The sequence below is a fragment of the Bacteroidota bacterium genome, from assembly GCA_026391695.1.
Lineage (GTDB): Bacteria > Bacteroidota > Bacteroidia > Bacteroidales > JAGONC01 > JAPLDP01.
Genome location: JAPLDP010000029.1, coordinates 15,968 through 42,038, shown reverse-complemented (window position 1 = coordinate 42,038; position 26,071 = coordinate 15,968). Strand labels below are relative to the sequence as shown.

At 42.9% G+C, this 26,071-nt stretch carries 22 protein-coding genes; 20 read left to right on the top strand and 2 right to left on the bottom strand.

Translation table 11 applies throughout. From position 1 onward, the window contains the following. Positions 1-93: 93 nt before the first annotated feature. Positions 94-426 (bottom strand): hypothetical protein, encoded by a 333-nt coding sequence (locus tag NT175_03075; protein ID MCX6233694.1) that lies wholly within the window; start codon positions 424-426, stop codon positions 94-96. A gap of 497 nt (positions 427-923) precedes the next feature. Between NT175_03075 and NT175_03070 the strand changes: the two genes are divergently transcribed. From NT175_03070 to NT175_03020, 11 genes are all read left to right on the top strand, one after another. Then, positions 924-2,372, top strand: a complete 1,449-nt coding sequence (locus NT175_03070) for a hypothetical protein (GenBank protein ID MCX6233693.1) — start codon at positions 924-926, stop codon at positions 2,370-2,372. A gap of 97 nt (positions 2,373-2,469) precedes the next feature. Continuing rightward, entirely contained in the window at positions 2,470-3,300 is an 831-nt protein-coding gene (locus tag NT175_03065; GenBank protein MCX6233692.1) for a phosphate ABC transporter substrate-binding protein, read from the top strand. 195 nt (positions 3,301-3,495) lie between these two features. Continuing rightward, positions 3,496-4,686, top strand: coding sequence for a phosphate ABC transporter permease subunit PstC (gene pstC, locus NT175_03060; GenBank protein ID MCX6233691.1), 1,191 nt, complete (start codon positions 3,496-3,498; stop codon positions 4,684-4,686). Then, a complete protein-coding gene (pstA, locus tag NT175_03055; protein ID MCX6233690.1) occupies positions 4,683-5,531 on the top strand; it encodes a phosphate ABC transporter permease PstA in 849 nt (282 codons plus the stop codon). The genes pstC and pstA overlap by 4 nt, the downstream gene beginning before the upstream one ends. 12 nt (positions 5,532-5,543) lie before the next feature. Further along, positions 5,544-6,302, top strand: coding sequence for a phosphate ABC transporter ATP-binding protein PstB (gene pstB, locus NT175_03050; GenBank protein MCX6233689.1), 759 nt, complete (start codon positions 5,544-5,546; stop codon positions 6,300-6,302). Between the two features lie 64 nt (positions 6,303-6,366). Then, on the top strand, positions 6,367-7,038 hold the full coding sequence (phoU, locus tag NT175_03045; GenBank protein ID MCX6233688.1) for a phosphate signaling complex protein PhoU: 672 nt from the start codon (positions 6,367-6,369) through the stop codon (positions 7,036-7,038). A 152-nt stretch (positions 7,039-7,190) separates the two neighbouring features. Continuing rightward, positions 7,191-7,877 carry a response regulator transcription factor gene (locus NT175_03040; protein MCX6233687.1) on the top strand — a complete coding sequence of 229 codons (687 nt, stop codon included), beginning with the start codon at positions 7,191-7,193 and terminating at the stop codon, positions 7,875-7,877. Positions 7,878-7,970: 93 nt separating this feature from the next. Then, on the top strand, positions 7,971-9,023 hold the full coding sequence (locus NT175_03035; protein ID MCX6233686.1) for an ATP-binding protein: 1,053 nt from the start codon (positions 7,971-7,973) through the stop codon (positions 9,021-9,023). Positions 9,024-9,340: 317 nt separating this feature from the next. Next, positions 9,341-10,027, top strand: a complete 687-nt coding sequence (locus NT175_03030) for a Type 1 glutamine amidotransferase-like domain-containing protein (protein MCX6233685.1) — start codon at positions 9,341-9,343, stop codon at positions 10,025-10,027. A 47-nt stretch (positions 10,028-10,074) separates the two neighbouring features. After that, positions 10,075-12,099, top strand: a complete 2,025-nt coding sequence (locus tag NT175_03025) for a tetratricopeptide repeat protein (protein ID MCX6233684.1) — start codon at positions 10,075-10,077, stop codon at positions 12,097-12,099. Positions 12,100-12,166: 67 nt separating this feature from the next. Continuing rightward, on the top strand, positions 12,167-13,399 hold the full coding sequence (locus NT175_03020; GenBank protein MCX6233683.1) for an MFS transporter: 1,233 nt from the start codon (positions 12,167-12,169) through the stop codon (positions 13,397-13,399). 25 nt (positions 13,400-13,424) lie between these two features. Here the strand turns inward: NT175_03020 and fusA are convergent, their stop codons facing one another. Next, the gene (gene fusA / locus NT175_03015) at positions 13,425-15,506 is read right to left on the bottom strand and encodes an elongation factor G (GenBank protein ID MCX6233682.1); all 2,082 of its coding nucleotides are present in this window, start codon (positions 15,504-15,506) and stop codon (positions 13,425-13,427) included. Positions 15,507-15,607: 101 nt separating this feature from the next. Here fusA and NT175_03010 point away from each other — a divergent pair, with 101 nt between their 5' ends. The 9 genes from NT175_03010 to NT175_02970 all read left to right on the top strand — a co-directional run bounded on the left by NT175_03010 (position 15,608) and on the right by NT175_02970 (position 26,070). After that, entirely contained in the window at positions 15,608-16,381 is a 774-nt protein-coding gene (locus tag NT175_03010) for an ABC transporter ATP-binding protein (GenBank protein ID MCX6233681.1), read from the top strand. Then, positions 16,374-17,516 carry an ABC transporter permease gene (locus NT175_03005; GenBank protein MCX6233680.1) on the top strand — a complete coding sequence of 381 codons (1,143 nt, stop codon included), beginning with the start codon at positions 16,374-16,376 and terminating at the stop codon, positions 17,514-17,516. The genes NT175_03010 and NT175_03005 overlap by 8 nt, the downstream gene beginning before the upstream one ends. A gap of 124 nt (positions 17,517-17,640) precedes the next feature. After that, positions 17,641-19,275, top strand: coding sequence for an outer membrane beta-barrel protein (locus NT175_03000; GenBank protein ID MCX6233679.1), 1,635 nt, complete (start codon positions 17,641-17,643; stop codon positions 19,273-19,275). Positions 19,276-19,618: 343 nt separating this feature from the next. Next, a complete protein-coding gene (locus tag NT175_02995) occupies positions 19,619-20,731 on the top strand; it encodes a Gfo/Idh/MocA family oxidoreductase (protein ID MCX6233678.1) in 1,113 nt (370 codons plus the stop codon). Positions 20,732-20,738: 7 nt separating this feature from the next. Continuing rightward, positions 20,739-21,608 carry a sugar ABC transporter permease gene (locus NT175_02990; GenBank protein MCX6233677.1) on the top strand — a complete coding sequence of 290 codons (870 nt, stop codon included), beginning with the start codon at positions 20,739-20,741 and terminating at the stop codon, positions 21,606-21,608. A 3-nt stretch (positions 21,609-21,611) separates the two neighbouring features. Continuing rightward, positions 21,612-22,430: a carbohydrate ABC transporter permease gene (locus tag NT175_02985; GenBank protein MCX6233676.1), complete on the top strand. Its 819-nt coding sequence runs from the start codon at positions 21,612-21,614 to the stop codon at positions 22,428-22,430. Between the two features lie 10 nt (positions 22,431-22,440). Continuing rightward, positions 22,441-23,691: a glycoside hydrolase family 130 protein gene (locus tag NT175_02980; protein ID MCX6233675.1), complete on the top strand. Its 1,251-nt coding sequence runs from the start codon at positions 22,441-22,443 to the stop codon at positions 23,689-23,691. After that, positions 23,688-24,962 carry a hypothetical protein gene (locus tag NT175_02975; protein ID MCX6233674.1) on the top strand — a complete coding sequence of 425 codons (1,275 nt, stop codon included), beginning with the start codon at positions 23,688-23,690 and terminating at the stop codon, positions 24,960-24,962. The genes NT175_02980 and NT175_02975 overlap by 4 nt, the downstream gene beginning before the upstream one ends. Further along, positions 24,952-26,070: a glycosidase gene (locus tag NT175_02970; GenBank protein MCX6233673.1), complete on the top strand. Its 1,119-nt coding sequence runs from the start codon at positions 24,952-24,954 to the stop codon at positions 26,068-26,070. The genes NT175_02975 and NT175_02970 overlap by 11 nt, the downstream gene beginning before the upstream one ends. Position 26,071 lies beyond the last annotated feature (1 nt).

Here is a 26,071-nt window from a genome sequence, read left to right as displayed (position 1 = left end):
AACCCTCCCGCTCATTCTCGAGGTAATGAAACAATTTTCCAGGCAGAAATACTCCTGGCTTAACAATATGAATGTTACCTTTGAGGGAGCTTCCTACTCGTAAAATACGGGTGGTTGTTTACCGTGAAAATCTATGTTTATGTATTCAATAATTATTTCATCTCCTAAACAACCTTTTTCATCTTTTTTCCAAACTACTTCAACATAGATTGGTAAAGGTTCATTCCATAAATCTAAATTGCTGTTTTCTGGTAAATTATAAAATCTGAATGTAGTATTGTTTATTTCAATGAACCATCCTCCGCAACACATACACTTACTTGCATCGAAACCTGTAATTTTTCCTTCGTACATTAAATGATTGTCCTTTTTGCAAGCTATCAGAGTAAGCAAAAGAATGCAGCAAATTATAATTAGCTTTTTCATTTTTCCTTGTTCTTATATTTTTAAAATGCGTAACGTATGTGTATACGGCTGTAATTTATACTTCTCTTATCAGCGCACTCTGTAAATTTAAACAAATTTAACGATTTTATTCTGTAAGGTAACTTTTTTTGGCAGAACAGACTCCATAAGAGCGACCTGTGGAATTTTGAGGTAGTTAATCACAGGTATGAACCCCAGGGCAAGCCCTGGACCCAAATTCCGCAGCGAACTGCTAGGAATTTAACCAAATCACCTCACCCCCTTCACCCCCTCTCCTGGAGGAGAGGGGGACGGGGGGGTGAGGCTAATAGACAGGAATCTTCACCATTTCTTTACGTTCAATTAATATTCAATTAACATTAACACAGGTACTTTGCAGCGATTAAAATATCGCGCATATTTTAAAAATTAACGGACTAAAGTCCGGTAATAAATTGGTTGTCATTTGCTTACCCCGGACTAAAGTCCGGGGCTATTTAAAATAAAATAATAAACCTATGAAAAAGAAAATCACACAATCCAAATTTTATTTCTTTGGCATCATTCTATTAATTATGGCCGGAATTTTACCTGCCGCAGCACAGGTGAATGATGAGCAAAAGGCCGATACACTTACACCGGCTGTTGAGCAGGTCAAATCGGACCTGACCGTTCTGAAACGGCTGAAAATATCAGGTTATATCCAGGCGCAATGGCAGAAGGCCGAACAAGCAGGCATCCCGTCATTTGCCGGTGGAAATTTCACGGCAGATGTCGATAACCGTTTTTCGGTGCGACGTGGACGTGTTAAGTTTACGTATGATAATGATTGGTCGCAATATGTTTTGCAATTGGATGTGACTGAAAGAGGTGTCGCTATTAAGGACGCCTATGCAAGTTTTACGGATCCGTGGACAAAGTATTTTACTTTGACCGGTGGTGTTTTTAACCGTCCTTTCGGATATGAAATTGTCTATTCGTCCAGTATAAGGGAATCACCTGAGCGTTCCAGATTCGTGCAGACTCTTTTTCCTGGTGAAAGAGACCTGGGTGCCAAATTGACCATTCAGCCTCCAAAAACGTCAAAGTATAATTTTATATCGCTCGATCTGGCGCTCATAAATGGCACCGGCAATACGGCAGTCGATTTCGATAAATATAAGGACTTTATCGGACGATTGGCGATTGTGAAAAGCAACAAAAAGGAGAACATCAAGTATGGGGTTGGAGTATCCTATTATTATGGTGGCTGGAAACAAGCAACAAAATTTAACTATTCAATGAAGGATGTCACTTTGAAGGAGGGCGGTACAATGAAGGCGTTTGTGGTGGACTCAGCAGGTTCAGCGATAGGTGACATGCTGAAAAGAGAATATTTTGGGGTTGATGCACAGTTTGCCTTTGATTTCCCATTTGGCATGACACAGATACGCGGGGAATTTATCATGGGTACACAGCCGGGTACTTCTTCGACTACGACCAGTGCTACTGCCCAGCCAACACAGAATCCTTCAGTTCCATACGCGACAACCGCCATCTATGATACCACCGGAGCCATCACCGGTTATACCACTGTAGCAAACGCTGCGGTGAGCTCCGATGCCTACAGACGGAAATTAGATGGATTCTATTTCTACCTGGTTCAGAACATCTTTCAGACACGACATCAGTTCATCTTTAAATATGACTGGTATGATCCGAATACTGACGTTTCAGGAAATGACATTGGTGCAAATGCGAAATCCTTACCCAAAGGAGCAAAACCAACTTCGTCGACGGATATTAAATATTCGACCATTGGTATTGGTTGGGCTTTCCGCTGGAACAGCAATGTTAAATTAACCGCATATTATGATATCGTAAAAAACGAATCAACAAGCGCAATAACCAACAAGAGCCCATTAAAAGATTTTGCAGGTGATATAAAAGATAATGTCTTTACTCTGAGGTTACAATACAAATTCTAAAATGAATTTTACCCAACTTTCTTAACAGTAAATTAATATTGACTTAAAAATCAGTTAATACACAAATTGTTATTTCGCACTAAAATTTAAATAGATTATGAAAAAGATCATCATTGCCTTATCAGTCATAGCTTTTGCGGTACCTGCACTTGTTCAGGCGCAAAGGGTCGTATGTAAAATCAAAGGAAGTGACACCTGTTTGCCTCTTTCGCAGAAAGAAGCTGAGGTTTACATGCAAAAGAACCCGGGATCATCCATTTCTGTTGTTGGCGGTGGCTCGGGTGTCGGTCTGGCAGCATTGTTAAGCGGGACTACCGACATTGCGCAATCATCGCGCAAGATGAAGCTCGACGAGAAAATCAAACTGCAGGATGCCGGCAAGGCCTTTAAGGAAGTCATCATCGCCTATGATGCACTGGCCGTCGTCGTCAATCCTGCCAATAAGGTGAATCAACTTACCAGGGAACAACTGGAGGATATTTTTACCGGTAAGGTCACAAACTGGAAAGAAGTGGGTGGTGACGATATGAAAATCATTGCTTACTCGCGCGAGTCGAGCTCAGGTACATTTGAATTCTTTAAAGAGCATGTACTCAATAAGAAGAATTTTGCAACAACGGCCTTATTGATGCCTGCCACAGGCGCCATCGTCCAGTCGGTCAGCCAGACGGCCGGTGCTATTGGTTATATCGGACTGGCTTATATCAATAAGGACGTTAAGGCTTTAAAGGTGTCTTATGACCAGGGGAAGACCTATGTCGCTCCGGCAGTCGAAACAGCAAAAAATAAAACATATCCTATTACAAGGCCTTTGTATTATTATTACTTAACATCAATTGAAAAGACGGTTAAGCCATACGTTGATTTTATTTTATCGGCCGACGGACAGAAAATCGTTCATGAGGAAGGGTATGTGCCAATAAAGTGACATCGCCCCCTGTGGAGGTTGTCTCAATAGCCCTTAGTGTTCCTTGGTGATTGCCTTTGTGTCCCTTTGTGGTTAACCTAATTAATTGTAACACAAAGGTTCACAAAGAATACACAAAGTGACACAAAGGAAGAAACCTAAAACATTTTAACTTATTAGTCACCCCCGGAATGGGGAGAGGTCAATACAAGAGAATTGAAAAAATACCGGAGAATTTCAGAAAAAGTCGCAGTAGGCATCCTATTCAGCAGCAGCACGGTTACAACAATAACCGTGCTTTTTATTATTTTGTTTCTTTTCAGGGAAGGGCTGGGTATATTTAACAGCCGTCCGGTCGAAAATAACTATGAAATCGTTGTAAACCAGGATAATCCAATTAACCAGTTAAGTGCGCGTCATTTAAAGGATATATTTAACCAGGACATCACAAACTGGAAAACACTGGGTGGTAATAATGACAGCATTATCCTGCTTACCATTTCAGAAATAGGTAATTATTATTCTGAAGAGGAACTTGGTGCGAATTTCGAGTATCTGCCCCAGCGTATCAATGATTTTGTGCAGCAACATACCGGAGTTTTCGCTTATATTTCCAAGGCTTATATAACCGGGAACTTCAGATGGAAAATAATCCCTGTCCATAAAATCAGTGTCGGTGAATTTTTGACCGGCCAGCAATGGTATCCCACGGCCTCTCCTGTTGCATTATATGGAGTACTACCGCTCATCCTCGGTACACTGTGGGTTACCCTGGGAGCAATAGCGCTTGCACTGCCAATAGGACTGGTGACTGCAATATACATGGCTGAAGTGGCAGGCAACCGTTTCCGTAATATCTTAAAGCCTGTCATTGAATTATTGTCGGGCATCCCTTCAGTTGTATATGGTTTTTTCGGCCTCGTGGTGCTTGTCCCTCTTATTCAGAAAACTTTTAACCTGCCTGTCGGTGAAACGGCCCTGGCAGGCAGTGTTATCCTGGCTATCATGGCATTGCCGACGATCATAACGATCACGGAGGATGCTCTACGTACAACGCCTGTATCCCTTAAAGAAGCCAGCCTTGCCTTAGGCGCTTCCAAATGGCAGACTATCAGACGGGTCATTATACCTCATTCAATATCAGGCATAACAGCCGCAGCCATTCTTGGAATAGGACGGGCAGTGGGGGAGACCATGGCCGTATTAATGGTCACCGGCAATGCTTCGGTGATCCCGTCATCGTTTTTACAACCTGTCAGGACGATCCCTGCCACCATTGCCGCAGAGCTTGGTGAGGCACCCTTTGGCAGCACCCACTTCAAAGCTTTGTTTGCCTTAGGCATCATCCTTTTTATTATAACTTTTGTTTTTAATTCGTTAGTCGAACTGGTAAAAGCAAAGAGATGACCAAGAAACAGCTAACACAGGCCATAGCATTTAACACCTTCAGGATAATCAGCCTGATGGTTGTGGCTGTCCTTTTTATTATTTTGGGCTTCATTGTAATCCATGGTATTTCGGCTGTAAACTGGACCTTCCTCACCTCTATGCCAAAAGAGGGCATGACTGAAGGCGGAATTCTCCCGGCTATTGTCGGAACCCTTTGCCTGGTTGCAGGCAGTATGATCTTTGCTTTTCCGGTAGGTGTGTTGTCAGGTATTTATATTAATGAGTATCTCCGTGAGACTTTTCTGAAGAAATTCATGCGTTCGATGACCAATAACCTGGCAGGTATTCCTTCGATTGTTTTCGGGCTGTTTGGCATGGCTTTGTTTGTTAACACGCTGAAATTCGGCGATTCCATCATTGCGGGCTCCCTTACCCTTGGTTTGATGGTTTTACCGGTCATTATACGTACCACCGAAGAAGCCCTCAAGTCGGTGGATGATGGCTTGCGCATCGGCAGTTATGCACTCGGAGCTACAAAACTGTATACCGTAAGAAAAGTCGTCTTACCGGTTGCATTTCCTAACATTCTGACGGGGTTGATTTTATCAATCGGAAGGGTTTCGGGTGAGACGGCGCCCATTCTCTTTACTGTAGCAGCATATTTTTTACCCAGATTGCCTCATAGCATTTTCGACCAGGTGATGGCTTTACCGTATCACCTTTATGTCCTGACGACCAGCGGGACAAATATCGAAAAGTCGAGGCCTATGGCTTATGGTACCGCGCTTGTTCTCATTGCAATGGTATTGATCGCAAATTTATCAGTCAACTTCATCAGGTCATACCGCTCCAGAAAAAAGTAATAACAGTATAATATGTCAGAATATAAAGTAGAAGTAAAGGATTTAAATTTATACTATGATGAATTCCAGGCATTGAAGAATATCAACTTCACGGCCATGGCGAATACCATCACAGCGTTCATTGGCCCGTCGGGATGCGGGAAATCGACACTTTTGCGTGTCTTTAACCGCATGAACGACCTGATTCATGGTGTCACGACAACCGGAAGTGCCTTTGTCGACGGACTGGATGTATATGATAAAAACATCAGAGTGGATGAATTGCGCAAGAAAGTCGGCATGGTGTTTCAGAAACCGAATCCCTTTCCAAAGTCGATTTTTGAGAATGTGGCCTTTGGGCTGCGGGTAAACGGCATGAATGACCGGCATTATATTGAGGAGAAGGTAGTTGACTCAATAAAGCAGGCAGCGTTGTGGGAAGAGGTAAAGGACAACCTGAAAAAATCGGCTATGGATCTTTCAGGAGGACAGCAGCAAAGGCTCTGTATTGCCCGTGCACTGGCCATTGAGCCATCGCTGGTACTCATGGATGAGCCTGCCTCGGCTTTGGATCCGATATCGACGGGTAAGATCGAGGACCTGATTTATGAATTAAAGAAAAACTATACGATTATCATCGTGACACATAATATGCAGCAAGCAGGCCGCGTTAGCGATTATACTGCTTTTTTCTACCTGGGTGAACTGGTTGAATGGGATGTAACAAAAACTATTTTTACAAATCCGAAAGATATAAAAACACAAAATTACGTTACGGGTAAGTTCGGTTGATCCTGTTTTACCAGTGAAAAGCAAAATATTATGTACTTTGGTCAGATTTTAAATTTTAAATGTTATGACGCATCTCAATACTGAATTGAAAATATTAAAGTCGGATATCATCGACGAGTGGGAACTGGTCATCAGTCAGCTTGCCAGGGCCCGTGATGCCGTTGAAAACTTTAATAAGGATATCATTGCGGAAATGGCATCAACAGAAAAGCTTATCGATGCCTTTGAGCTGAAAATTGATATGGACTGCGAGAACCTCCTGGCTTTATTCAATCCTCTTGCCAATGATCTCAGGTTTGTACTGGCTGTGCTTAAAATAAACTATAATCTTGAACGCATTGGCGATTTTGCATGGGGACTGGCAAAAATCGTCAAAGAAAGTACACAACCGTTTGAAAAAGAGCATCTTGAAAAGACAAATCTGCCGGATATCATTGATGCCGGCATCGATATGCTGAAAGAAGCTTTGACTGCTTTTGAAAATGAAGACAACCGCCTTGCCAGAAATGTATTCACAAGGGATCATTTACTGGATAACAGTAATAAAAATGCCGTTGGTAACATTGCGAGTATCATCAAACAAAATCCTGAGGGCATAATAAATCATCTCAACTTACTAATCGCCATACGTAAAATTGAAAGGGTAGGAGATCATACCAAAAATATATCGGAGGAGATTATTTTTTACCTGGAAGCCAAAGTGCTGCGGCATAAGAAACACAAGAACAAGGTGTAGATGATATATTTCTTTTGTAATTTTGGATACTGTAGTAATTTGAAGTTGCACAAATTAATTGGTATGATCACCAAACCACCTCACCCCCTTCACCCCCTCTCCTGGAGGAGAGGGGGACGGGGGGTGAGGTCAATTAAAAACAGCCAAGCATAATGACCAATAGTGATATTAAAATACTTATTGTTGATGATGAAGAAGATATACTGGAGTTTGTAGGTTATAATCTGCGCAAGGAGGGATACCAGGTGATTACTGCCGGCAATGGTGACGAAGCTGTAACGCTTGCACGGCAACATGTGCCGCAGTTGATCATCCTCGATATCATGATGCCCGGAATGGATGGCATTGAAACATGCCGGGAGATGAGAGATATCGAACTGCTTAAAAATACCGTCATCACTTACTTTACCGCCAGGAGTGAAGATTACTCCCAGATTGCCGGATTTGACGCCGGTGCTGATGATTACATCACCAAACCCATCAAGCCCCGTTTACTAATAAGCAAGGTAGCGGCGTTGCTGCGTCGCTACAGGATATCTGATGAAAAGCCGGAAACAGGCTCCTCTGCGGACGACCTGATAATTGATCGCGAGGCATACGAGGTCCATTTTAAAAGCAGGTCATTCACGCTGCCCAAAAAAGAATTTGAACTTCTTGCCCTATTGGTTTCCAAACCCAACAGGGTGTTCACACGCGAAGAAATATATGCCAGAATATGGGGTGATGATATTATTGTCGGTGAACGTACCATTGACGTTTACATAAGGAAGATCCGTGAAAAACTGGGCACAGACAATATTGTAACCATTAAGGGAGTTGGATACAAATACGAACAATGATCAATGAACAATGATCAATGAACAATGATCAATGATCAGTTGGTTGTATTTTTTTTATTGATCATTGATCCTTGATCATTGATAATTGAATTTATGCGACCGTCAAAACCATACTACCTTGTTCTCCTTGCTTCGGCAGTTATCCTGGTATTTTATCTGGCTGTTTATACCATTATCAGCATTCTGGTATATCAGCATATCCACTGGCTCGTATTCGGTTTATCCGGAGTCATCATACTTGCGGTGACCTTCTTTACATTTTCCTTTATTCTGAAAAAATATATACACGACAGGATTAAGTTGGTTTATAAGACCATCCGGACACTAAAGCTTTCAAAAGATGAGAAAGTGGCAAAAGTCGATTTGAAGGAAGATATCATTCATACTGTCAATGAAGAAGTCATGGAATGGGCTGTGAAACGAAGAGAGGAAATCGAAAAACTGAAGAGTATGGAAGCCTACCGGAGGGAATTTTTAGGTAATATCTCGCATGAGCTGAAAACGCCGATCTTCAATATTCAGGGATATATCCTCACCTTGCTCGAAGGTGCATATCTTGATCCCGAAGTGAATAAGGTCTATCTGTATAAAACGGCGAAGAATGTTGAACGTATGATCACCATTGTGGAAGACCTGGAGATTATTTCGCAGCTGGAGTCAGATATGTTGAAGTTAGAATATACCCGGTTCAATATAGTAGCGCTTGTTAATGATGTTTTTGAGTTACTTGAAGATAAGGCAAAACAAAAAGATATTCATCTGATTTTTCAGGCAGGAGTCGCAAAAGATTCCCACATTTTTGTTTGGGCTGATAAGGAGCGTATCAAGCAGGTTTTGATTAACCTGATCGATAATTCAATAAAATATGGGCACACGGGTGGCCGGACCAAGTTGAGCTTTTATGACATGGATGAGCAGATCCTGGTTGAAGTATCCGATAATGGCATTGGCATTGATGCCGGGCATCTACCCCGACTTTTCGAACGTTTTTACAGGGTGGATAAGAGCCGTTCGCGTGGCATGGGAGGCTCCGGTTTAGGGTTGGCCATCGTAAAACATATCATTGAATCGCATGAGCAAACGGTTAATGTGCGCAGCAAGCCAGGTGTGGGATCCACCTTTTCATTCACCCTTAAAAAAGGATAGATTATTTCGTTATCCGAAATATTTATAAATAATTATTTTCTTTCATATACCATTACATCTCAAATATTTCATAGTATCCCTGAGATATTCTCTAATCCATCTTACCTGGTTAGTCTTGCTGTAATGGCCTTGGTAAGTACATTTATTATTTGGTACTCTTTACGAAAAAAGCCAGCATAGATTTGTATACACCTGAACGGAATAAACCGGATTATGGCAATATTTAAAATCCAAAAATATTCACCTGCGAATCAGGCAAATTTTCATTATATTTGGCAAACTTTTTATCTAAATTAATATTTACTAAGATGATCGCCATGAAAAGAAAATTAACACTTGCTAACCTTGAAAACAACTATGACATCCTGTTGTTTTCCGACTTTTTAAAATCGCAGATAACATGGCTGTTAAACAGCCAGAAAATAAGCGAGGTCCTGCTTATTCCATATGCTTATGACGGACAATATTATAATTCATTTATACAGGATATTAAGCAACTCTTCTCTTTTTTTAAGATAAATGTAAAGCTCATCACCGAGGGAAATCCAGCTACCCTGCTCAAAGAAGCATCATTTATTGCAACCGGCGGAGGCGATTTGACAAAATTATTAGAAGGTTTGGTCGACCATCTTGGTTTATTGAAAACTAAATTGACAACAGGAACACCATATCTTGGATGGAATGAAGGCAGTGTTGTAGTGTCACCAACATACGTTGTACCATCTGTCATACCTGTCAGTTCCAATTGCATTGGCGCGATCAGTTTTCAGATATATTCCCATTATGTCGATACCTCGATCAACAGGCAGGAGATAAAAAATTTTCTATTGAATCATAAAAATGACACTCCTCCCATCACTAAAGTGTATTGTATGACAGATGGACCTGGTGGATCCGGTATCCGTCTTGAAGATGATAATGAGGGATTGGTATACGGACCCGGCACAAGCCCTGCTTCAACCATAGTATTTGCACTGTCAGGAGGAAATCTCGTTACAACCTGATCCGCATTAGTTACATTACTGGATATGGCTAATTCATCATCTCGCGAATGAGGATTTTAAAGATTTTGGGCATATTCTCATTTTTTCTGGTCATTGTGGTATTGACCTTGAAAGCCAATGCTCAAAATGATACGCTCACTGATTATGACAGGGCTTATGCATTAATTGACCAAAGGAAATATTCCGAAGCCATCGAGAAGTACCTTTCATTTCTTCAAAAGGAAAACACTGTGAGCGAACCGGATAGGGAAAAAATCGCTGAAGCATTGAATAATATCGGGATTTGCTATTTCATGATGAATAATTATCATGAGGCGATAACATGGTATGAAAGAGCCCTTTCGGAAGACAGAAAAATTAAAGTGCCGGCTAATTATGCCACCCGCTATAATAACATTGGTCTGGCCTATAAAAAATTAGGAACTTATGACAGTGCTGTTGCCTACTATAATAAAGCTCTTGTATTGGATATGCAACAGGGCGATACCCAAAGTATAGCAAAGTCACTGAACAATCTTGGCTCTATTTATGATTCCTGGGGACGCTATGACACTGCCATTCTCTTTTATGAACGGTCTTTAAAACTCAAAGAAAAATTAGGTGACTCAGCAGGTATGGCCATTTCTTTGAACAATATTGGCTTGGTTTACAAAGAATGGGAAAAGTTCGACCAGGCCATACAATTCATTGAAGAGGCATTGGCGATTGACAGAGCACTCGGTAAAGTAAGAGAGATCCCTAACCGCCTGAATAACATTGGAGTGGCTTATTCACATAAGAAACAATTTGACAAAGCTTTGGAATATTTCCAAATGGCTCACACAATGGCAAATGAACAGAATAACAAGGATCTGATTGCAACTCTGAATGCGAATATGGGAAGTTGTTACTTCGGGCAGCAGAGATATGATGCGGCCATTCAATACCTCCAGCTGGCTGTTGGAATTTATCAGGAACTGGATAGACCTGTTAATCTTGCTTCTGTTTATGCAACACTGGCCGATATTTCCAAGGTAAAGGGCGCTTATAACCAATCCATCAGTTATTTGTCGCAGAGTACAAAAATTGCTGACCAGATTAGTCTTAAGGATCAGCTGAAAACCAATTACCTCTTGTATTCCGATCTATACGCTGCAATGGGGAATTATTCTGAAGCATTGAATTATTATAAAAAATATGTGGACATAAAGGATACACTTTATAGTGAGGAAATACATAAACAGATCACTGACTTTGAAGTAAAATATGAAACTGAAAAAAAGGATAGGGTTATTACATTACTGCAACAAAAAGAAGTTATTCAGACCCTGACCATAAAAAAGGACAGGATATTCCGAAATTCGCTGATAGGTGGTATCGCATTACTTATCATGCTTGCTGTTGTCATTTATTTAAGCCTTCGCCAGAAAAGAAAAGCAAATGAGATCATTGTCAGCGAGAAGGATAAATCTGACAAATTGTTATTGAACATACTACCGTCAGGCATTGCCACTGACCTGAAGGAGAAAGGCAAGACAGAACCACAGCTCTATGAAAACGTTACAGTCTGTTTTACCGATATCGTGGATTTTACTGAACTGGCTGCCAGAATGGAGCCAAAGTTTCTTATTGATGAATTGAATAAAATCTTTACTGCATTTGATACCATTATTGAGAAATATAATTGTGAACGCATAAAAACCATTGGTGATGCATATATGGCAGTTTGCGGTTTGCCGGATGAAAATCCACGACATGCCGAAAATATCATTTGGTCAGCCGTGGAGATGATTCAATATTTGGAAAAGAAAAACCTTGAATCAAAAATAGACTGGCGGATTCGTGTGGGCATCCATTCCGGCCCTGTAATTGCCGGTGTGGTCGGAGTTAAAAAATACATTTACGATGTTTTTGGTGATACTATCAATACTGCTTCCCGAATAGAAAATGTCTCTGAACCTATGCGGATCAATATTTCCGATGTAACCTACAACCTCGTTAAAGATAAGTTCAAATTCGAGGAAAGGGAAGAGATAGAGGTAAAAGGTAAAGGCAAGATGAAAATGTTCTTTATCAGGGCAGAATCTAAATAATTGATACTACTGACTTTTTTTATACCTTTGGCCGTTTCACAAAATTTTACTTAATAAAGTGCTTTACATGGAACCTGAGAACTTCAAAATTTATGGTTACCGATGGATCATTCTCATCGCATTCATGTCGGTCTCCATAGTCAATCAATTGTTATGGATAACCTTTGCACCTATCACCGGTAGTGCCGCCAGCTTTTATGGTGTGTCGGATTTAAGCATCGGCCTGCTTTCCATGAGTTTTATGATCGTCTACATTTTTGTATCGCTACCGGCTTCATGGATCATCGATACATATGGATTTAAGGTAGCCGTCGGCATTGGTGCTGTCCTCACGGGTGTCTTCGGGCTTATGCGTGGCATATTTGCATCGGATTATACACTTGTTTTGATAGCACAAATAGGAATTGCCATTGGGCAACCATTTATACTCAACTCGACCACTGCCATCGCTGCCCGTTGGTTTCCAATACAGGAAAGGGCGACAGCCACGGGTTTGGGCGCTCTTGCCATGTATTTGGGTATTGTCATTGGCATGGCGCTAACACCGTTTCTTATCATCAGCCATAGTATCAGCACCATGTTGCTCATTTATGGGTTTATTTCGATTTTCTCGGCTGTTCTGTTTATATTTCTTGCCAGGGAGCGTCCGCCCACACCGGCATGCCTGCCGGGGCAGGAGGAGCGGTCGCTGGTGTTTGACGGACTCAGAAATGCTTTACATAAAAAGGATTTCGTCCTGTTGATGGTAGTCTTTTTTATTGGATTAGGGGTTTTCAACTGTGTGACAACATGGATCGAAGATATCCTGCGGCCACGGGGATTTACCATCACACAGGCCGGATTATCCGGCGGACTGATGGTCCTCGGGGGCATTGTAGGCGCTGTGATCATGCCCTTTCTGTCGGACCGCTACCGTAAACGGGTACCTTTTATTCTTATCGCTTTGGGCGCATCCACATTAGGCCTCATCGGCATCACGTATGCTACCAGTTACGGGCTGTTGCTGGCAGCTTCCTTTGTCATGGGTTTTTTCCTGCTCAGCGCGGGACCGATAGGATTTCAATATGGGGCAGAAATAGCCAATCCGGCACCTGAAGGCACGACAAATGGTTTGCTAATTCTCATGGGACAGATATCAGGTATCATTTTCATCTTTGGCATGGATCTGTATAAGGCTCCGGGCACAGGGTCCATGACTTTATCATTGCTCGTGCTCATAGGCCTGATGGTAGTGAGTTTTCTTCTCTCGACACGGCTGAGGGAGTCGCTTCTTCTGACAGGAAAAAAGCCTGCGGAATAGATCATATAAACTGTTTGGCTGCTACTTATCCTGATTTTTTCTTTTCGGCCAGATTCTTTAACACCTCATCCTGTAAAGTTTTGGTCAGGGGTAAATATTTAAAGAATTCCATGGAATAGGCTGCCCTGCCGCTGGAAAGATTGCGGAGCTGTGTGGAATAACCGAACATCTCCATCAACGGAACAAAGCAGTTAACTTTCTGTGATCCTTTTCTGAATCTCCGCATCGCCTCGATCTTGCCGCGTCGCCGGTGAAGATTTCCCACAATATCTCCGATATAATCGTCAGGCGTGTTGACCTCGACTTTCATCACAGGTTCGAGGAGTATAGGGTTGGCTTTCATGAATCCGTTTTTAAAACAGATCGAAGCACAGGTCTGGAAAGCCATGTCCGACGAGTCAACCGGATGATAGCTGCCATCAAGCAGCACCACTTTTATGTCCATAATGGGATAACCGGCCAGGATGCCTTTTTCCATTGTTTTCTGTATGCCTTTGTTGACTGACAGGACATATTCAGTAGGAATAGCTCCTCCCTTGATTTTATCTACAAATTCATATCCTTTTCCTTCGTTGGGTTCAATGCGTATGACCGTATGTGCAAACTGTCCTTTGCCACCGGTTTGCTTGACATGCCTGTAATTCGACTCCGTTTCACCGGTAATGGTTTCCCTGAATGACACAGAGGGTTCACCAGTTTCCACTTCCACATCAAACTCATATTTCAGCCTGTCGATGATGATCTCAAGGTGCAGCTCTCCCATTCCTGAGATGATCGTTTCATTTGTTTCCTCGTCAAAGTGGAAATGAAATGACGGATCTTCATTCGAAAGTTTTTTCAGTGCCTCGCTGAATTTTTCCAGGTCTTTCCGTCTCAGGGGTGTTACCTTGAGTTCAATAACAGAAGGCGGGACGTGGATGGATTCGAGAAACAGCCTGTGACCTTCTTCGCAGAGGGTATCACCTGTTTTAGTGTACTTCATGCCGATAAGGGCGACAATATCCCCGGGCCCGGCTTCTTCGGTTTCTTCCCTGGCTTTTGCATGGATTTTAAGAATTCTTCCGGCACGCTCATATTTGTTCTTAGTCGAATTTACGAGTTGCATGCCGCTTTTCAGGGTTCCGGAGAAAATGCGTATAAATGTCTGTTGACCAACAAAGGGATCAGTGATAAGTTTAAATGCCAGCGCCGCAAAGGGATCTTTTGGCGATGGGTGGCGTGAATGGAATTTTTCAGGATCATCGACATCTAAGCCAATGACAGCACCGACATCGACGGGGGAGGGCAGATAATCTATCACAGCGTCGAGAAGGTGCTGTATGCCCTTGTTTTTGTATGCTGCACCGCAGAAAACGGGAGTGATGAGTAACTTCAGCGTAGCCTCACGCACGGCCAGCTTCAGGCTCTCTGTCGTCACTTCCTTGTCATGAAGGAAAAGTTCCATTATTTCCTCGTTAAAGTCGGCAATATTCTCAATAAGTAAGTTACGGGCTTCTTCACAGGTGTTTTTGTACCCGGCAGGAATGTCCGTTTCAATCCATTCCTTGTCATCAAAAATAAAGGCTTTTCTTTCCATGATATCGATGATGCCACGGAAGTTTTCTTCAGCGCCAATAGGAATCTGGAATGGAACAGCATTGGCATCCAGATACTTGTTCATCTGGGCTACAGCTTCATTGAAGTCTGCGCCCGCACGGTCCATTTTATTTATAAAAGCTATACGCGGCACCCGGTAGCGGTCGGCCTGGTTCCATACTGTTTCGCTCTGGGGTTCTACGCCGCCGACAGCGCAAAATACAGCGACCATGCCGTCGATCACTCGCAATGACCGTTCAACCTCAATAGTGAAATCCACATGTCCCGGGGTATCAATGATATTGATCTGCGATCCTTTCCAGAAACAGGTGATGGCAGCCGACGCGATGGTTATCCCTCTTTCCTGCTCCTGCTTCATGAAGTCCATCGTGGCCTGGCCATCATGCACCTCTCCGATTTTCCGGTTAGTCCCTGTAAAAAAAAGTATCCTCTCTGTAACTGTTGTTTTTCCTGCATCTATATGAGCTGCAATACCAATATTCCGAAGTCTGGTTAATGGCATCTGTTGCATACTTTAGTTTTATCTATCAAACATTCCTCAGGGATTTTTGTTGTAATTTCGGCACCTGAATCGGTCAAATTCTGCAAATAAGCCTGTTACATTGATCACTCATGAATATTCCTGGCAAAGATACGATAAATGCCGATCCTGTCATTGAAGTGAAAGGAGTACATAAGTCCTTTAAAACCGTGCAGGCTGTCAAAGGCATTGACCTCAGGATTCCACAGGGGCAGTTTGTTGCTTTGCTGGGACCTAATGGTGCCGGAAAGACGACCCTGGTGGAAATGATAGAAGGTATTCAGAAACCTGATGCAGGAGAAATATATATTCTGGGCATGCCATGGAGAGGTCATGAGGATACCCTGCACCAGATCATCGGCCTGTCGCTTCAGGAAACTCATTTTATTGATAAATTGACTGTCTGGGAGACACTCAGGCTCTTTGCCAGCTTTTTTCGCCTTGGCCATGAACGTGCTGCCGAAATCATGGATATTATTGGCCTGGAGGAGAAAAAAAAAGCCTATGTCGTCAATCTTTCAGGGGGACAACGGCAACGGCTCGCCATCGGTATAGCCTTGATCAACAAACCCCGGATTTTGCTTTTGGATGAGCCTACTACTGGCTTAGATCCCAATGCCCGGAGGGAAATTTGGTCGATACTTCTGAAGCTTAAGGAACAGGAGCACACTTCTCTTGTCCTCACAACCCATTATATGGAGGAAGCTGAGCAGCTTTGCGACTATATCATCATCATCGACAAGGGACGAATTTTAAAGGAAGGCACATTAGGACAGCTTCTGTCGGAAAAAAATGACAGCTCAACAAATACATATACATTGGATGATCTGTTTATATCATTAACAGGAAGACATTTGCATGTATAATCTCTTTCGACAGGGACAGTTTTTTCAGTTGCTCTCGGCACAATTCAAGGAGCTCATCCGTGAGCCGGGTGTTCTCTTCTGGGGCATTGTTTTTCCGATACTTATGTCGCTTGGACTGGGAATAGCTTTCACCCAAAAACCCGATATCACGAGGAAAGTCGCTGTTATTGAAAGAAATGGGATAGACAGCACGATTGATGATACCCTTCATGTGATAGAAACCTTTTTACAATCCAACACTGAAAAGATTATTTCCGGTAATAACACGTCACAGTATAAATTGACTATACCTGATGATAAGCTGGGGAATACCACGTTTTTATTTCAGAAGACCTCATGGAAAGATGCTATCATCCGGCTTAAACGCGGTAATCTGAACCTGGTGATAGATGAAAAAGATGGCGAGATACAATATCATTTTGATCCCTTAAATCCTGATGCGCAGCTAACCTATCTTAAACTTTCGGATGTCTTCAGCAGGAGGCAGATAAAGGTCAATATAATCAATGAAAATATCATTCCTTTAACAGTCAGCGGCACCCGCTATATTGATTTTCTGGTTCCCGGACTGATAGCTATGGGCGTCATGATGTCGAGCATGTGGGGTATATCATGGGGTATTATCGAAAAGAGATCTAAAAAACTACTTCGTCGGCTGGTGGCTACGCCGATGAAAAAATCCTATTTTCTGATTACGCTGATATCCGTGCGGGTAGCGATGAATTTCGTGGAATCAGCCCTGCTTTTTCTTTTTGCCAATATTGTCTTTGGAATCACTGTTCAGGGCAGTGTTGCCGGATTGCTGATCATCTTTATAACAGGTAATATAGCATTTGCCGGTATAGCTATTTTTATTTCATCGCACACATCGAAAACCGAAATCGGTAATGGCTTTATTAATGTCGTCGTCATGCCTATGATGGTGCTATCGGGTATTTTTTTCAGCTATCATAATTTCCCGGAGTGGAGTATTCCTATTATCCAGAAATTACCTCTTACCATGCTGGCCGACGGGTTACGAAGTGTTTTTATTGAGGGAGCCGACTTGAGGGATATCTCCGGTCCTTCCCTGTTTATGGCTGCTACCGGTGTGATCTTCTTTTCTGCCGGTCTCAAAATTTTTAAGTGGCATTGAGTCATAGAGCCGGTAAAAATCAATGTAAGTTTCATCAAAATTTGGAGAAAATCTTATTTTAGCATATCTTGGCTGCGGAATTCCACAGGAATTCTTAAAACAAGTAGTAACTAAAACCTATCCCATGAAAAAAGCATTATTCTTGTTTTTTGCACTTGCCACACTTAGTCTGCATGTGTTGGCAGGGGGCATCGTGACGAACACCAACCAGAGTGCGGCCTTTGCCCGGCTCATGGCACGGAACGCTTCACTCGGCATTGATGCCGTGTATTTTAACCCTGCCGGTCTTACAAAGCTGCAGAAAGGTCTTTTTCTGTCTATTAACAACCAATCGATTTTTCAGACCAACACTGTAACAAGTAATTACCCTTTCTTACATGGCGCACCTGAAGCTGAGTATACCGGTAAGGTATCAGCACCTTTCTTCCCTGGTATCTATGCAGCTTACAGGTTTGGTAAATTCGCAGTCTCCTTTGGTTTTAATCCCATTGGCGGCGGCGGCAGCGCTGAGTATGACAAAGGAGTACCATCTTTTGCGATTCCTATTTCCGATCTGGTTCCAGCCCTGCGTCCTTCTGCCGGTGTGACCGATTACAAGGTCGACATCAGTTTTGAAGGTACCTCTGTTTACTTTGGTTATCAGGCCGGATTATCCTATGAGATCAGTCCCGAGGTTTCGGTTTATGCTGGCGTAAGGTATGTGACCGTAAAGAACACTTATAAAGGATCAATACGGAATATCATGATCAATCCTGCAAGTGGGGGTGGATTATTTATACAAGCTGATGCATTCGGCAATGACATGGCTCAATATTATACTGGTGTTGCAACAAGTTATAATACTGCTGCCACCGGTGCAAGCAATCTGGCTGCCGCAGGATTAGGTGATGTAACCTTTGCTCAGGCTGCAGCTGCCGGTTACATAACTCCTGAACAGCAGGCATCCTTCGAACAAGCTCTTCAGGGTGCAGAGCAACCAATTGAAACTCCAATTGGCCAGGCTCAGGTGGTATTTACAACAGTAGCCGGTAATGCTACTGCAGGAGCTGCTCAAATGACCGGACTTGCCGCACAAACCGGTGATAAGGAGGTCGACGTCGTACAAAAAGGCCATGGATTCACACCAATTATCGCTGCAAACCTGACTTTTCAGGAAAAACTGACTCTCAGCCTGAGATATGAATTCTTAACAGTGATTGATGTCGAAAACGATACAAAAGTGGATGGTACCGGTGAATTTCCCGACAAGGAAAAATCGGGCAGCGACTTGCCGGCTATGCTTGCTGTCGGTGCTTCATACCCTGTGACCGAAAAACTCAGAGCTTATGCCGACTTTAACTATTACTGGGACAAAAATGCATATTATGGTAAGTCAGATACGCTTACTTTCGAGAAGGATAACCCCACCAACAGTTCGATTATCGATAAAAATTTCTGGGAAATTGGCGTTGGACTGCAATACGATATCAGCGAGAAAATACTGGTCAGCGCAGGGTATCTCTATTCAAAGGATGGCACAAACCAGTTCTATCAGTCCGATCTCAGCTACAGCACGTCATCGAATGCTGTCGGCTTTGGAGGAGCCTGGAAAATAACCCCGAAAATTGACCTTAACATTGGTGCCATGTTTGCCTTTTATAAGGATGGTTCAACGAACCTGGGACATATCCTTGACGCTACATACATTCCTGTTACGACGACCTATGGAAAGTTTACACAAGCTTATGCTATTGGACTTGATTTCAAATTCGGGAAGTAATCGGATGATTTTCACCTGATTGAAGAGGGTGTCTCAAAAATGAGGCACCTTTTTTTCATTCACATCTGGCGCGCGTTTGTAACGCGTGCCTGATAATTAAGCGTTTGTAACGTGAATTCCTTCAGTATGCTATTAATTTAGGCGTTTCCGGGATAATCACTATCAAATAATCCAAATCGGCGTAATTTCTTGCTGAGCTAAATAGATACGCCTCGGCTGGAGGAAACGTTTACCTCAACTGGAGTATTGTAAATTTTTGTCATGTACTTAGTGTATTATTTACCTTGTTATCCTGTAAAAACTTTACATTTACATAACAAAATGCGCCTGAAAGAATAGTCTTATGATTTTTAAATTAGGCATTGTTGGAGCCGGTTCTTTTTCAATGTTTTCCGTAGATGCTTTTCTGCAGAATGATAATATTTCAGTGGCAGGTGTTTTTGATGTTGATGCGAAGAAATCCGGTGCTTTTGCTTCAAAATACGGTACTAGGATTTTTGATTCAATGGATGAAATGTTGGGTGATGTTGATATCAATCTCATTTATATTTCAACACCTCCAAATCTTCATTATGAACAAAGTAAATCGGCCCTTTTGGCCGGCAAGCATGTTATCTGCGAGAAACCTGCGGCCATAGAGCCCTTTCATGCAGTGGAACTATACGAAATAGCTGAGAAGAAAGGACTGCTCTATGTGGTTAATTTGATGCAGCGATACAATCCCCTGTACCGGAAAGTTTCAAAACTGATCGAATCAAAGTTACTGGGTGAATTCCTGCATGGTTACTTTGAGAATTATGCCTCTGATGAAGCGCTGAGCCCCGGTCACTGGATGTGGAGTCCTGAAATCAGCGGAGGGATATTTATCGAACATGCCGTACATTTCTTCGATATGTTTGAGGGCTGGTTTGGTGAAGGAACCTTAATTTCGTCGCAGAAAGTAAAAAGGCCGGGTTATTACAGAACTTTCTTTTCCCGTGTACAAGCAGTCGGACTGTATGCTGGCGGGCTTGTAAATTTATACCATGGATTTGATCAACCCAAAAGGATGGACAGGCAGGAACTGCGTTTGCTTTTTGAAAGGGGAGAAGTGACGTTGCATGAATGGGTGCCTGTGCGGGTGAATATTAAAGGTTTGATAACCAATGAAGAAGAACTGATATGGCTGGAGCTTTTCCCGGGAGCGATAATTGAAGAAATTGAAAAATATGAAGGGGAAAACAGGATTTGCCACGGGAACTTCAAGGAATATATCGTCGATAAGATGATTCATCTGGAATACGGGAAGCATACTAAGAAAGAAGATATTTATAAGGTCATCCTTCGGGAAATGATAGCCGACCAGGTAAAATGGATCCACGACAGAGGTCATAAGAGGGTCATAACCGGATTGAATGGTGTTAATTCTTTGAAGATGGCCTGGGAGTCAGAAAAAAAAGCTCAAATAATCGGTTAAGAAACTGATGAAGAAACTGAATAAGGGATATTTGCCATATCTGATGGTTTCTCCATACCTGCTTCATTTGCTGGTATTTACAACCTTTCCGGTTATATTCTCAATCGTCCTTACTTTTTTCAACTGGAATATCATCAGTCCGCTGGAATGGAACGGACTGGGCAACTGGAAGCATGTAATAAGCGACAGGTTATTCTGGAAATCCATTTTTAACACCTTGAGATTTCTTGCCGTTCACATTCCTCTCCAGATCATCATCGCGCTCGCACTTGCCGAAGTGCTGAACCAGAAGATCCGATTCAGGGGTTTCTTCAGAGCTGCTTTTTTTATGCCGGTGGTTATTTCCGGGGTCGTGGTGACGATCATGTGGCAACAATTGCTTGGTTACGAGAATGGGATCATTAACCGTTTGTTTGTTTTTGCCGGACTTGGAAAGGTGGGCTGGCTCACCGATCCGGATATTGCAATGATCTCAATAGCATTGATGGCTACCTGGAAAAATGTCGGCCTTTACGTGATCCTCTTCCTTGTGGGACTCCAAACAGTACCGAAACAATATTACGACGCAGCAGATCTTGAAGGAGCTTCTCACTGGCAAAAATTCACAAAAATCACCATACCAATGATCAATCCTACCATTTTCATGGTGTTAGTTCTATCCACCCTTGGTGGATTTTCCCTGTTCATCGAACCTTACATCATGACCGGTGGTGGCCCTATGAACTCTACCTTGTCAGCGGTTTTATATATTTATAAGGAAGCTTTTGAATATTACCATATGGGATATTCTGCGACACTCGGACTTTTCTTTGCGCTGATGATTGTGCTTGTCATAATTATCCAGAAGCGATTTATTGAAAAAGAAAGGCATGATTAAGGAATGATTACTGTCAGGAAAATATTGTTCTATCTGGTATTGACAACGGCTGCCCTCAGCTTTGTTTATCCTTTCTACTGGATGTTCATGGCCTCTTTCACTCCTGAGAAGCATATCGGTAATCTTATATTTTTTCCTCCTGAGCTGACTTTTGATAATTTCAGGTCGATGTTCTCGAAAATTCCGATTGAACGGGCTTTGCTGAACAGCATCATCGTTTCCTTCATCAATACCGGGATGGCGTTGGTCTTTTCATCGATGGCAGGATATGCTTTGTCACGGATGCGTTTCCGTGGCCGCGGTGTGATCTTTATCATCCTCATCTTTACCATGTCGTTACCATTCCTGATCACGTTGATCCCCAATTATATATTGATGGTGAAATTCGGATGGATCGACACCTACCTGAGCCTGACCATCCCTTTCCTGGTTAATGCGTTGGCCATCATCATGTTCCGACAGGCTTTCCAGACCATTCCGCAGGCACTTATCGATGCCGCACATATCGATGGTTGCGGCGAAATGCGAATAGTATTTTCAATACTGTGGCCGAATATCAAACCTACGATCATAACTGTGGCTATACTTGTTTTTATGTCATCCTGGAACGAAGTACTGTGGCCACTTATCGTAATAAGGGATGAAAACCTGATGACGCTACCGCAAATGGTGACCCTGTTTGCAGTGGGCGGAAGGGCGGAGGCGCAGCTCGGTGTCAAGCTGGCCTCGGCAGTATTTCTCGCAGCCCCGATCATAATTGCTTATGCTTTCTTCCAGAAATATTTCATCCAAAGTATGGCTTCCAGCGGACTTAAAGATTAAAAAAAATTCAATGATACATAAAAGCCAGATCATATTAAAAGCAGACCAAAGCCGGGTAATCCTTCTACCTCTTATCCTGCCCGGTTCCGAAAGGGTTGAGAGGATTTTCAAAAGGATAGACGGCCTTACAGATGCTGAAGTAGAGGAAATGCTCTCATCGGTCCATAAAAAATTCGGGTACCGGCATAAAAAATTCGATACAATACTGAAACGACACTTTTATATTTACGCCGGACAGGGAACTTCGGACAAGCGGTTTGATGAATCCAGGCAACTCCTGGCGGGCGCCCTGCTCAGTAAGGAATACTCAATTCAGTCGGCTGCATTGTTCAATCCTTCCATAGTGCCTCATCCTGACCAATCCGGCCTCGAAAAAGGAGAGACCAGGTTTGTGATGAGCCTCAGGGCCACAGGCGAGGGACATGTTTCCAGCATTGTATTCCAGACTGGGATCCTTTCCCCGGATGGATCAATAAGTCTTTCTCAGTTAACTCCTTATAATGTGCTTGGTGAGTATATACCGGTCGGTGACGGCGGTATGGATTATAACCTCGTGTTCGATCAGGATTCCTTTATCGAAGAACGGGTCATCTTTCCCGGTACCATCATAGAGAGTATGGGAATGGAAGATGTCCGACTTGTAAAGTTCAACGATGAGAAAGGGATAAGATTCTATGGAACCTATACTGCTTATGACGGAAGAAATATTCAGTCCAGGCTGTTGGAGACTGAAGACTTCTGTACGTTTAAGATCCGTTCTCTCACCGGTGCCTCTGCAAGTGATAAGGGCATGGGCATTTTCCCGGAAAAGATCAATGGTAAATATGCGATCATTTCAAGGCAGGGCGGTGATAGTATTTCCATCATGTTCTCTGATGATCTTTACAGATGGGACAACCATGAACTGTTGATGGAGCCGATGTATCCTTTTGAGTTAGTGCAGATCGGAAACTGTGGTTCACCTATTAAAACGGAAAAGGGATGGCTCTTGCTTACGCATGGCGTGGGCCCTGTCCGTGAATATTATATCAGTGCTGCTTTGCTTGACTTGGAAGATCCTACCCGGATCATTTCAAGGCTGGATCGCCCCATCATTACTGCTACAAAGCATGAGCGTGAAGGGTATGTTCCCAACGTAGTCTATTCAAGCGGAGGGATGATCAGTGCTGATAAGCTTTTCATACCTTATGCTATGTCCGATTCACGCTACAGATTTGCCTGGATTGAAACGGATCTTTTATTAGATGAACTTTTAAGATGATGTTAAGGAATTTTAAAATATTCATTGCCTTATCGATATTTCTACCGGGATGCATCGAAAATGCCAAGGGACCTGATATCATTTGCGGAAAACTGAATATGAGTCATCTTGATCACCTGTTTTCTGAAGTGAATTTGAAAAATGGCACTAAGGCTGGAATTGTCCACATATACAGCGAATTTCCTGACTACAATTATAATATCGAACCAAAAGAGGGTTTTGCCTGTGTGGACGACGTGGCGCGCGCAGTGGTACTTCTCGTTAATTGCCCTGATGAGGGCAATGGCAAATCCCGTAATGTCATTCTGAATGAGATGATAGATTTTATTCTTTATATGCAATCGGATAATGGATACTTCCATAATTTCATCTGGGACAACGGGAGAATAAATAAAACTTACAGGACTTCACAGGCACAGCCCGACTGGTGGTCATGGAGAAGTTTCTGGGCACTGGAAGAATTCGCCGCCAAAAGTGCAAGAAATGTTGAAAAGATTGAAAAAGCAAGTAATAAACTTGCGGAGAAAATATTTGAAGACCTGGCATCTGCCGACAGAGCGATTAGTGAAGTCGAAGGTGTCCGGTTGCCGTCATGGCTTCCTGGTAAAACGGCTTCTGACCAGGCTGGAGTCCTGATCCTTGCTCTTGAAAAATATTACCAAAGGACTAATGATGGCCGTGCGTCTGAATTGATAGCGCAATTGGCTGAAGGGATCCTTGTAATGCAGGCCGGCGACAGCTTGAATTTTCCTTACGGCGCATTCCTTAGTTGGAACAATACTTGGCATGCATACGGCAACATACAGGCTTATGCTCTGCTTAGGGCAGGTAATTTGTTAAACGACACTAACATCATTGATAAAGCTTTGATCGAAGTGGACAATTTCTATCCCTGGCTCATTGAAAACGGGTTTCTGAATTATTTCACTATCATGAGAAGGGAAGGAAATTATGAGATTATAGAACAAGAAAAATTTCCCCAGATAGCCTATGGTATCCGGCCGATGGTTTATGCCTGTGCAGAAGCATACCGAATTACGGGAAAAGAAAAGTACCTCGGCATGGCTAAGGAAGCTGCCGCCTGGTTTGCAGGGAAAAATCCTGCCGGCAAGGTGATGTGGGATCCTGCAACCGGAAGGTGTTTCGACGGAATCGTAAGTAATAAGGAGATAAACATGAATTCAGGGGCCGAGTCAACCATTGAGGCATTATTATCATTGCAGGCTCTTGAAAAGATGGGAATTAATATAGTAGAGTTATATGGCAATTGAGGAAAGGCCGATTAATATCGGCGATAAAGAATATAGGCTGAGTGCAGCCTGTCCCTTCGTGCGCTTTGAGGGAAATCCTATTTTATCTTCCTCTCAGGTGAATAAAAAGTGGAATGAGCCTCACCTGAAGGTGGTAACCGTACATAATGCAGGTGTAGCTATTTACAAAAAAATGACAATGATGCTTTTCCGCAGTCATTTACGCAACGGTATTTCGGTTATAGGTAAAGCAATTAGCCGTGACGGTTTGACTGACTGGCACGTAGATAACCGGCCGGCACTTAAACCCTGTGACGAAAACGACATTTTCGCCAACAGCAGCGATATCTATCCACAGATTGAAATGGAAGCAGGCGGAGTTGAAGACCCCCGTATCAGCAGGATTGGAGATAAATACTATATAACTTACAGCGCCTATCATGGAATGGTTGAGGACAGGGTAAGGGTATGCCTGGCTTCGACCGATGATTTTATCACCTTTCTGCGGCATGGCCCTATACTGGATCGGGATATGCGCAATGTCGTGATATTTCCCGAAAAGATCGGAGGTTATTTTTATGCACTCATGCGTCCCAACGACGATCCCTTGTCAGGCCACAAGGGAGGAATTTTTAAGGAAATACGGCTTGCCCGGGCGGAAGCACTGGAAAACAACGTATGGGAGGTCTATGATGAACCTGTGATGCGGCAGGGAGGTGGGCCAAGCCCTTTTCAGCATAAGATTGGTCCCGGGGCACCACCTATAAAGACCAGGCATGGCTGGCTTAGCATCTTTCACGGCGTAAGGTCAACAATGGACGGAAATCCCTATGTCCTGGGTGTTGCCCTTCACGACCTGGATGATCCCTCAAAGGTAAAAGTATCGTCTATACCTGTTGTCTTTCCGACGAAGGATGATTGCAGAGTAGGGCCCGAGGAATATGTTCACGTACCGCAGGTTGTGTTTACATGCGGTGCTATAAGGAATGATAACGGTATGATAAGGATCTATTATGGTGGCAATGATACTGTTATGAACGTCGGCTTTAGTCATGAAGATATCCTGGCTGCCATGTGTAAGCGATATCCACAGGATCCGTTAACGGGTAAACCTTTATATAAGATTTAAG

What these genes read in the sequence shown, in the direction of transcription:
- NT175_03075 (MCX6233694.1), bottom strand. Translation starts at nt 426, where the DNA reads ATGAAAAAGCTAATTATAATTTGCTGCATTCTTTTGCTTACTCTGATA.
- NT175_03070 (MCX6233693.1), top strand. Translation starts at nt 924, where the DNA reads ATGAAAAAGAAAATCACACAATCCAAATTTTATTTCTTTGGCATCATT.
- NT175_03065 (MCX6233692.1), top strand. Translation starts at nt 2,470, where the DNA reads ATGAAAAAGATCATCATTGCCTTATCAGTCATAGCTTTTGCGGTACCT.
- pstA (MCX6233690.1), top strand. Translation starts at nt 4,683, where the DNA reads ATGACCAAGAAACAGCTAACACAGGCCATAGCATTTAACACCTTCAGG.
- pstB (MCX6233689.1), top strand. Translation starts at nt 5,544, where the DNA reads ATGTCAGAATATAAAGTAGAAGTAAAGGATTTAAATTTATACTATGAT.
- phoU (MCX6233688.1), top strand. Translation starts at nt 6,367, where the DNA reads ATGACGCATCTCAATACTGAATTGAAAATATTAAAGTCGGATATCATC.
- NT175_03040 (MCX6233687.1), top strand. Translation starts at nt 7,191, where the DNA reads ATGACCAATAGTGATATTAAAATACTTATTGTTGATGATGAAGAAGAT.
- NT175_03035 (MCX6233686.1), top strand. Translation starts at nt 7,971, where the DNA reads ATGCGACCGTCAAAACCATACTACCTTGTTCTCCTTGCTTCGGCAGTT.
- NT175_03030 (MCX6233685.1), top strand. Translation starts at nt 9,341, where the DNA reads ATGAAAAGAAAATTAACACTTGCTAACCTTGAAAACAACTATGACATC.
- NT175_03025 (MCX6233684.1), top strand. Translation starts at nt 10,075, where the DNA reads ATGAGGATTTTAAAGATTTTGGGCATATTCTCATTTTTTCTGGTCATT.
- NT175_03020 (MCX6233683.1), top strand. Translation starts at nt 12,167, where the DNA reads ATGGAACCTGAGAACTTCAAAATTTATGGTTACCGATGGATCATTCTC.
- fusA (MCX6233682.1), bottom strand. Translation starts at nt 15,506, where the DNA reads ATGCAACAGATGCCATTAACCAGACTTCGGAATATTGGTATTGCAGCT.
- NT175_03010 (MCX6233681.1), top strand. Translation starts at nt 15,608, where the DNA reads ATGAATATTCCTGGCAAAGATACGATAAATGCCGATCCTGTCATTGAA.
- NT175_03005 (MCX6233680.1), top strand. Translation starts at nt 16,374, where the DNA reads ATGTATAATCTCTTTCGACAGGGACAGTTTTTTCAGTTGCTCTCGGCA.
- NT175_03000 (MCX6233679.1), top strand. Translation starts at nt 17,641, where the DNA reads ATGAAAAAAGCATTATTCTTGTTTTTTGCACTTGCCACACTTAGTCTG.
- NT175_02995 (MCX6233678.1), top strand. Translation starts at nt 19,619, where the DNA reads ATGATTTTTAAATTAGGCATTGTTGGAGCCGGTTCTTTTTCAATGTTT.
- NT175_02990 (MCX6233677.1), top strand. Translation starts at nt 20,739, where the DNA reads ATGAAGAAACTGAATAAGGGATATTTGCCATATCTGATGGTTTCTCCA.
- NT175_02985 (MCX6233676.1), top strand. Translation starts at nt 21,612, where the DNA reads ATGATTACTGTCAGGAAAATATTGTTCTATCTGGTATTGACAACGGCT.
- NT175_02980 (MCX6233675.1), top strand. Translation starts at nt 22,441, where the DNA reads ATGATACATAAAAGCCAGATCATATTAAAAGCAGACCAAAGCCGGGTA.
- NT175_02975 (MCX6233674.1), top strand. Translation starts at nt 23,688, where the DNA reads ATGATGTTAAGGAATTTTAAAATATTCATTGCCTTATCGATATTTCTA.
- NT175_02970 (MCX6233673.1), top strand. Translation starts at nt 24,952, where the DNA reads ATGGCAATTGAGGAAAGGCCGATTAATATCGGCGATAAAGAATATAGG.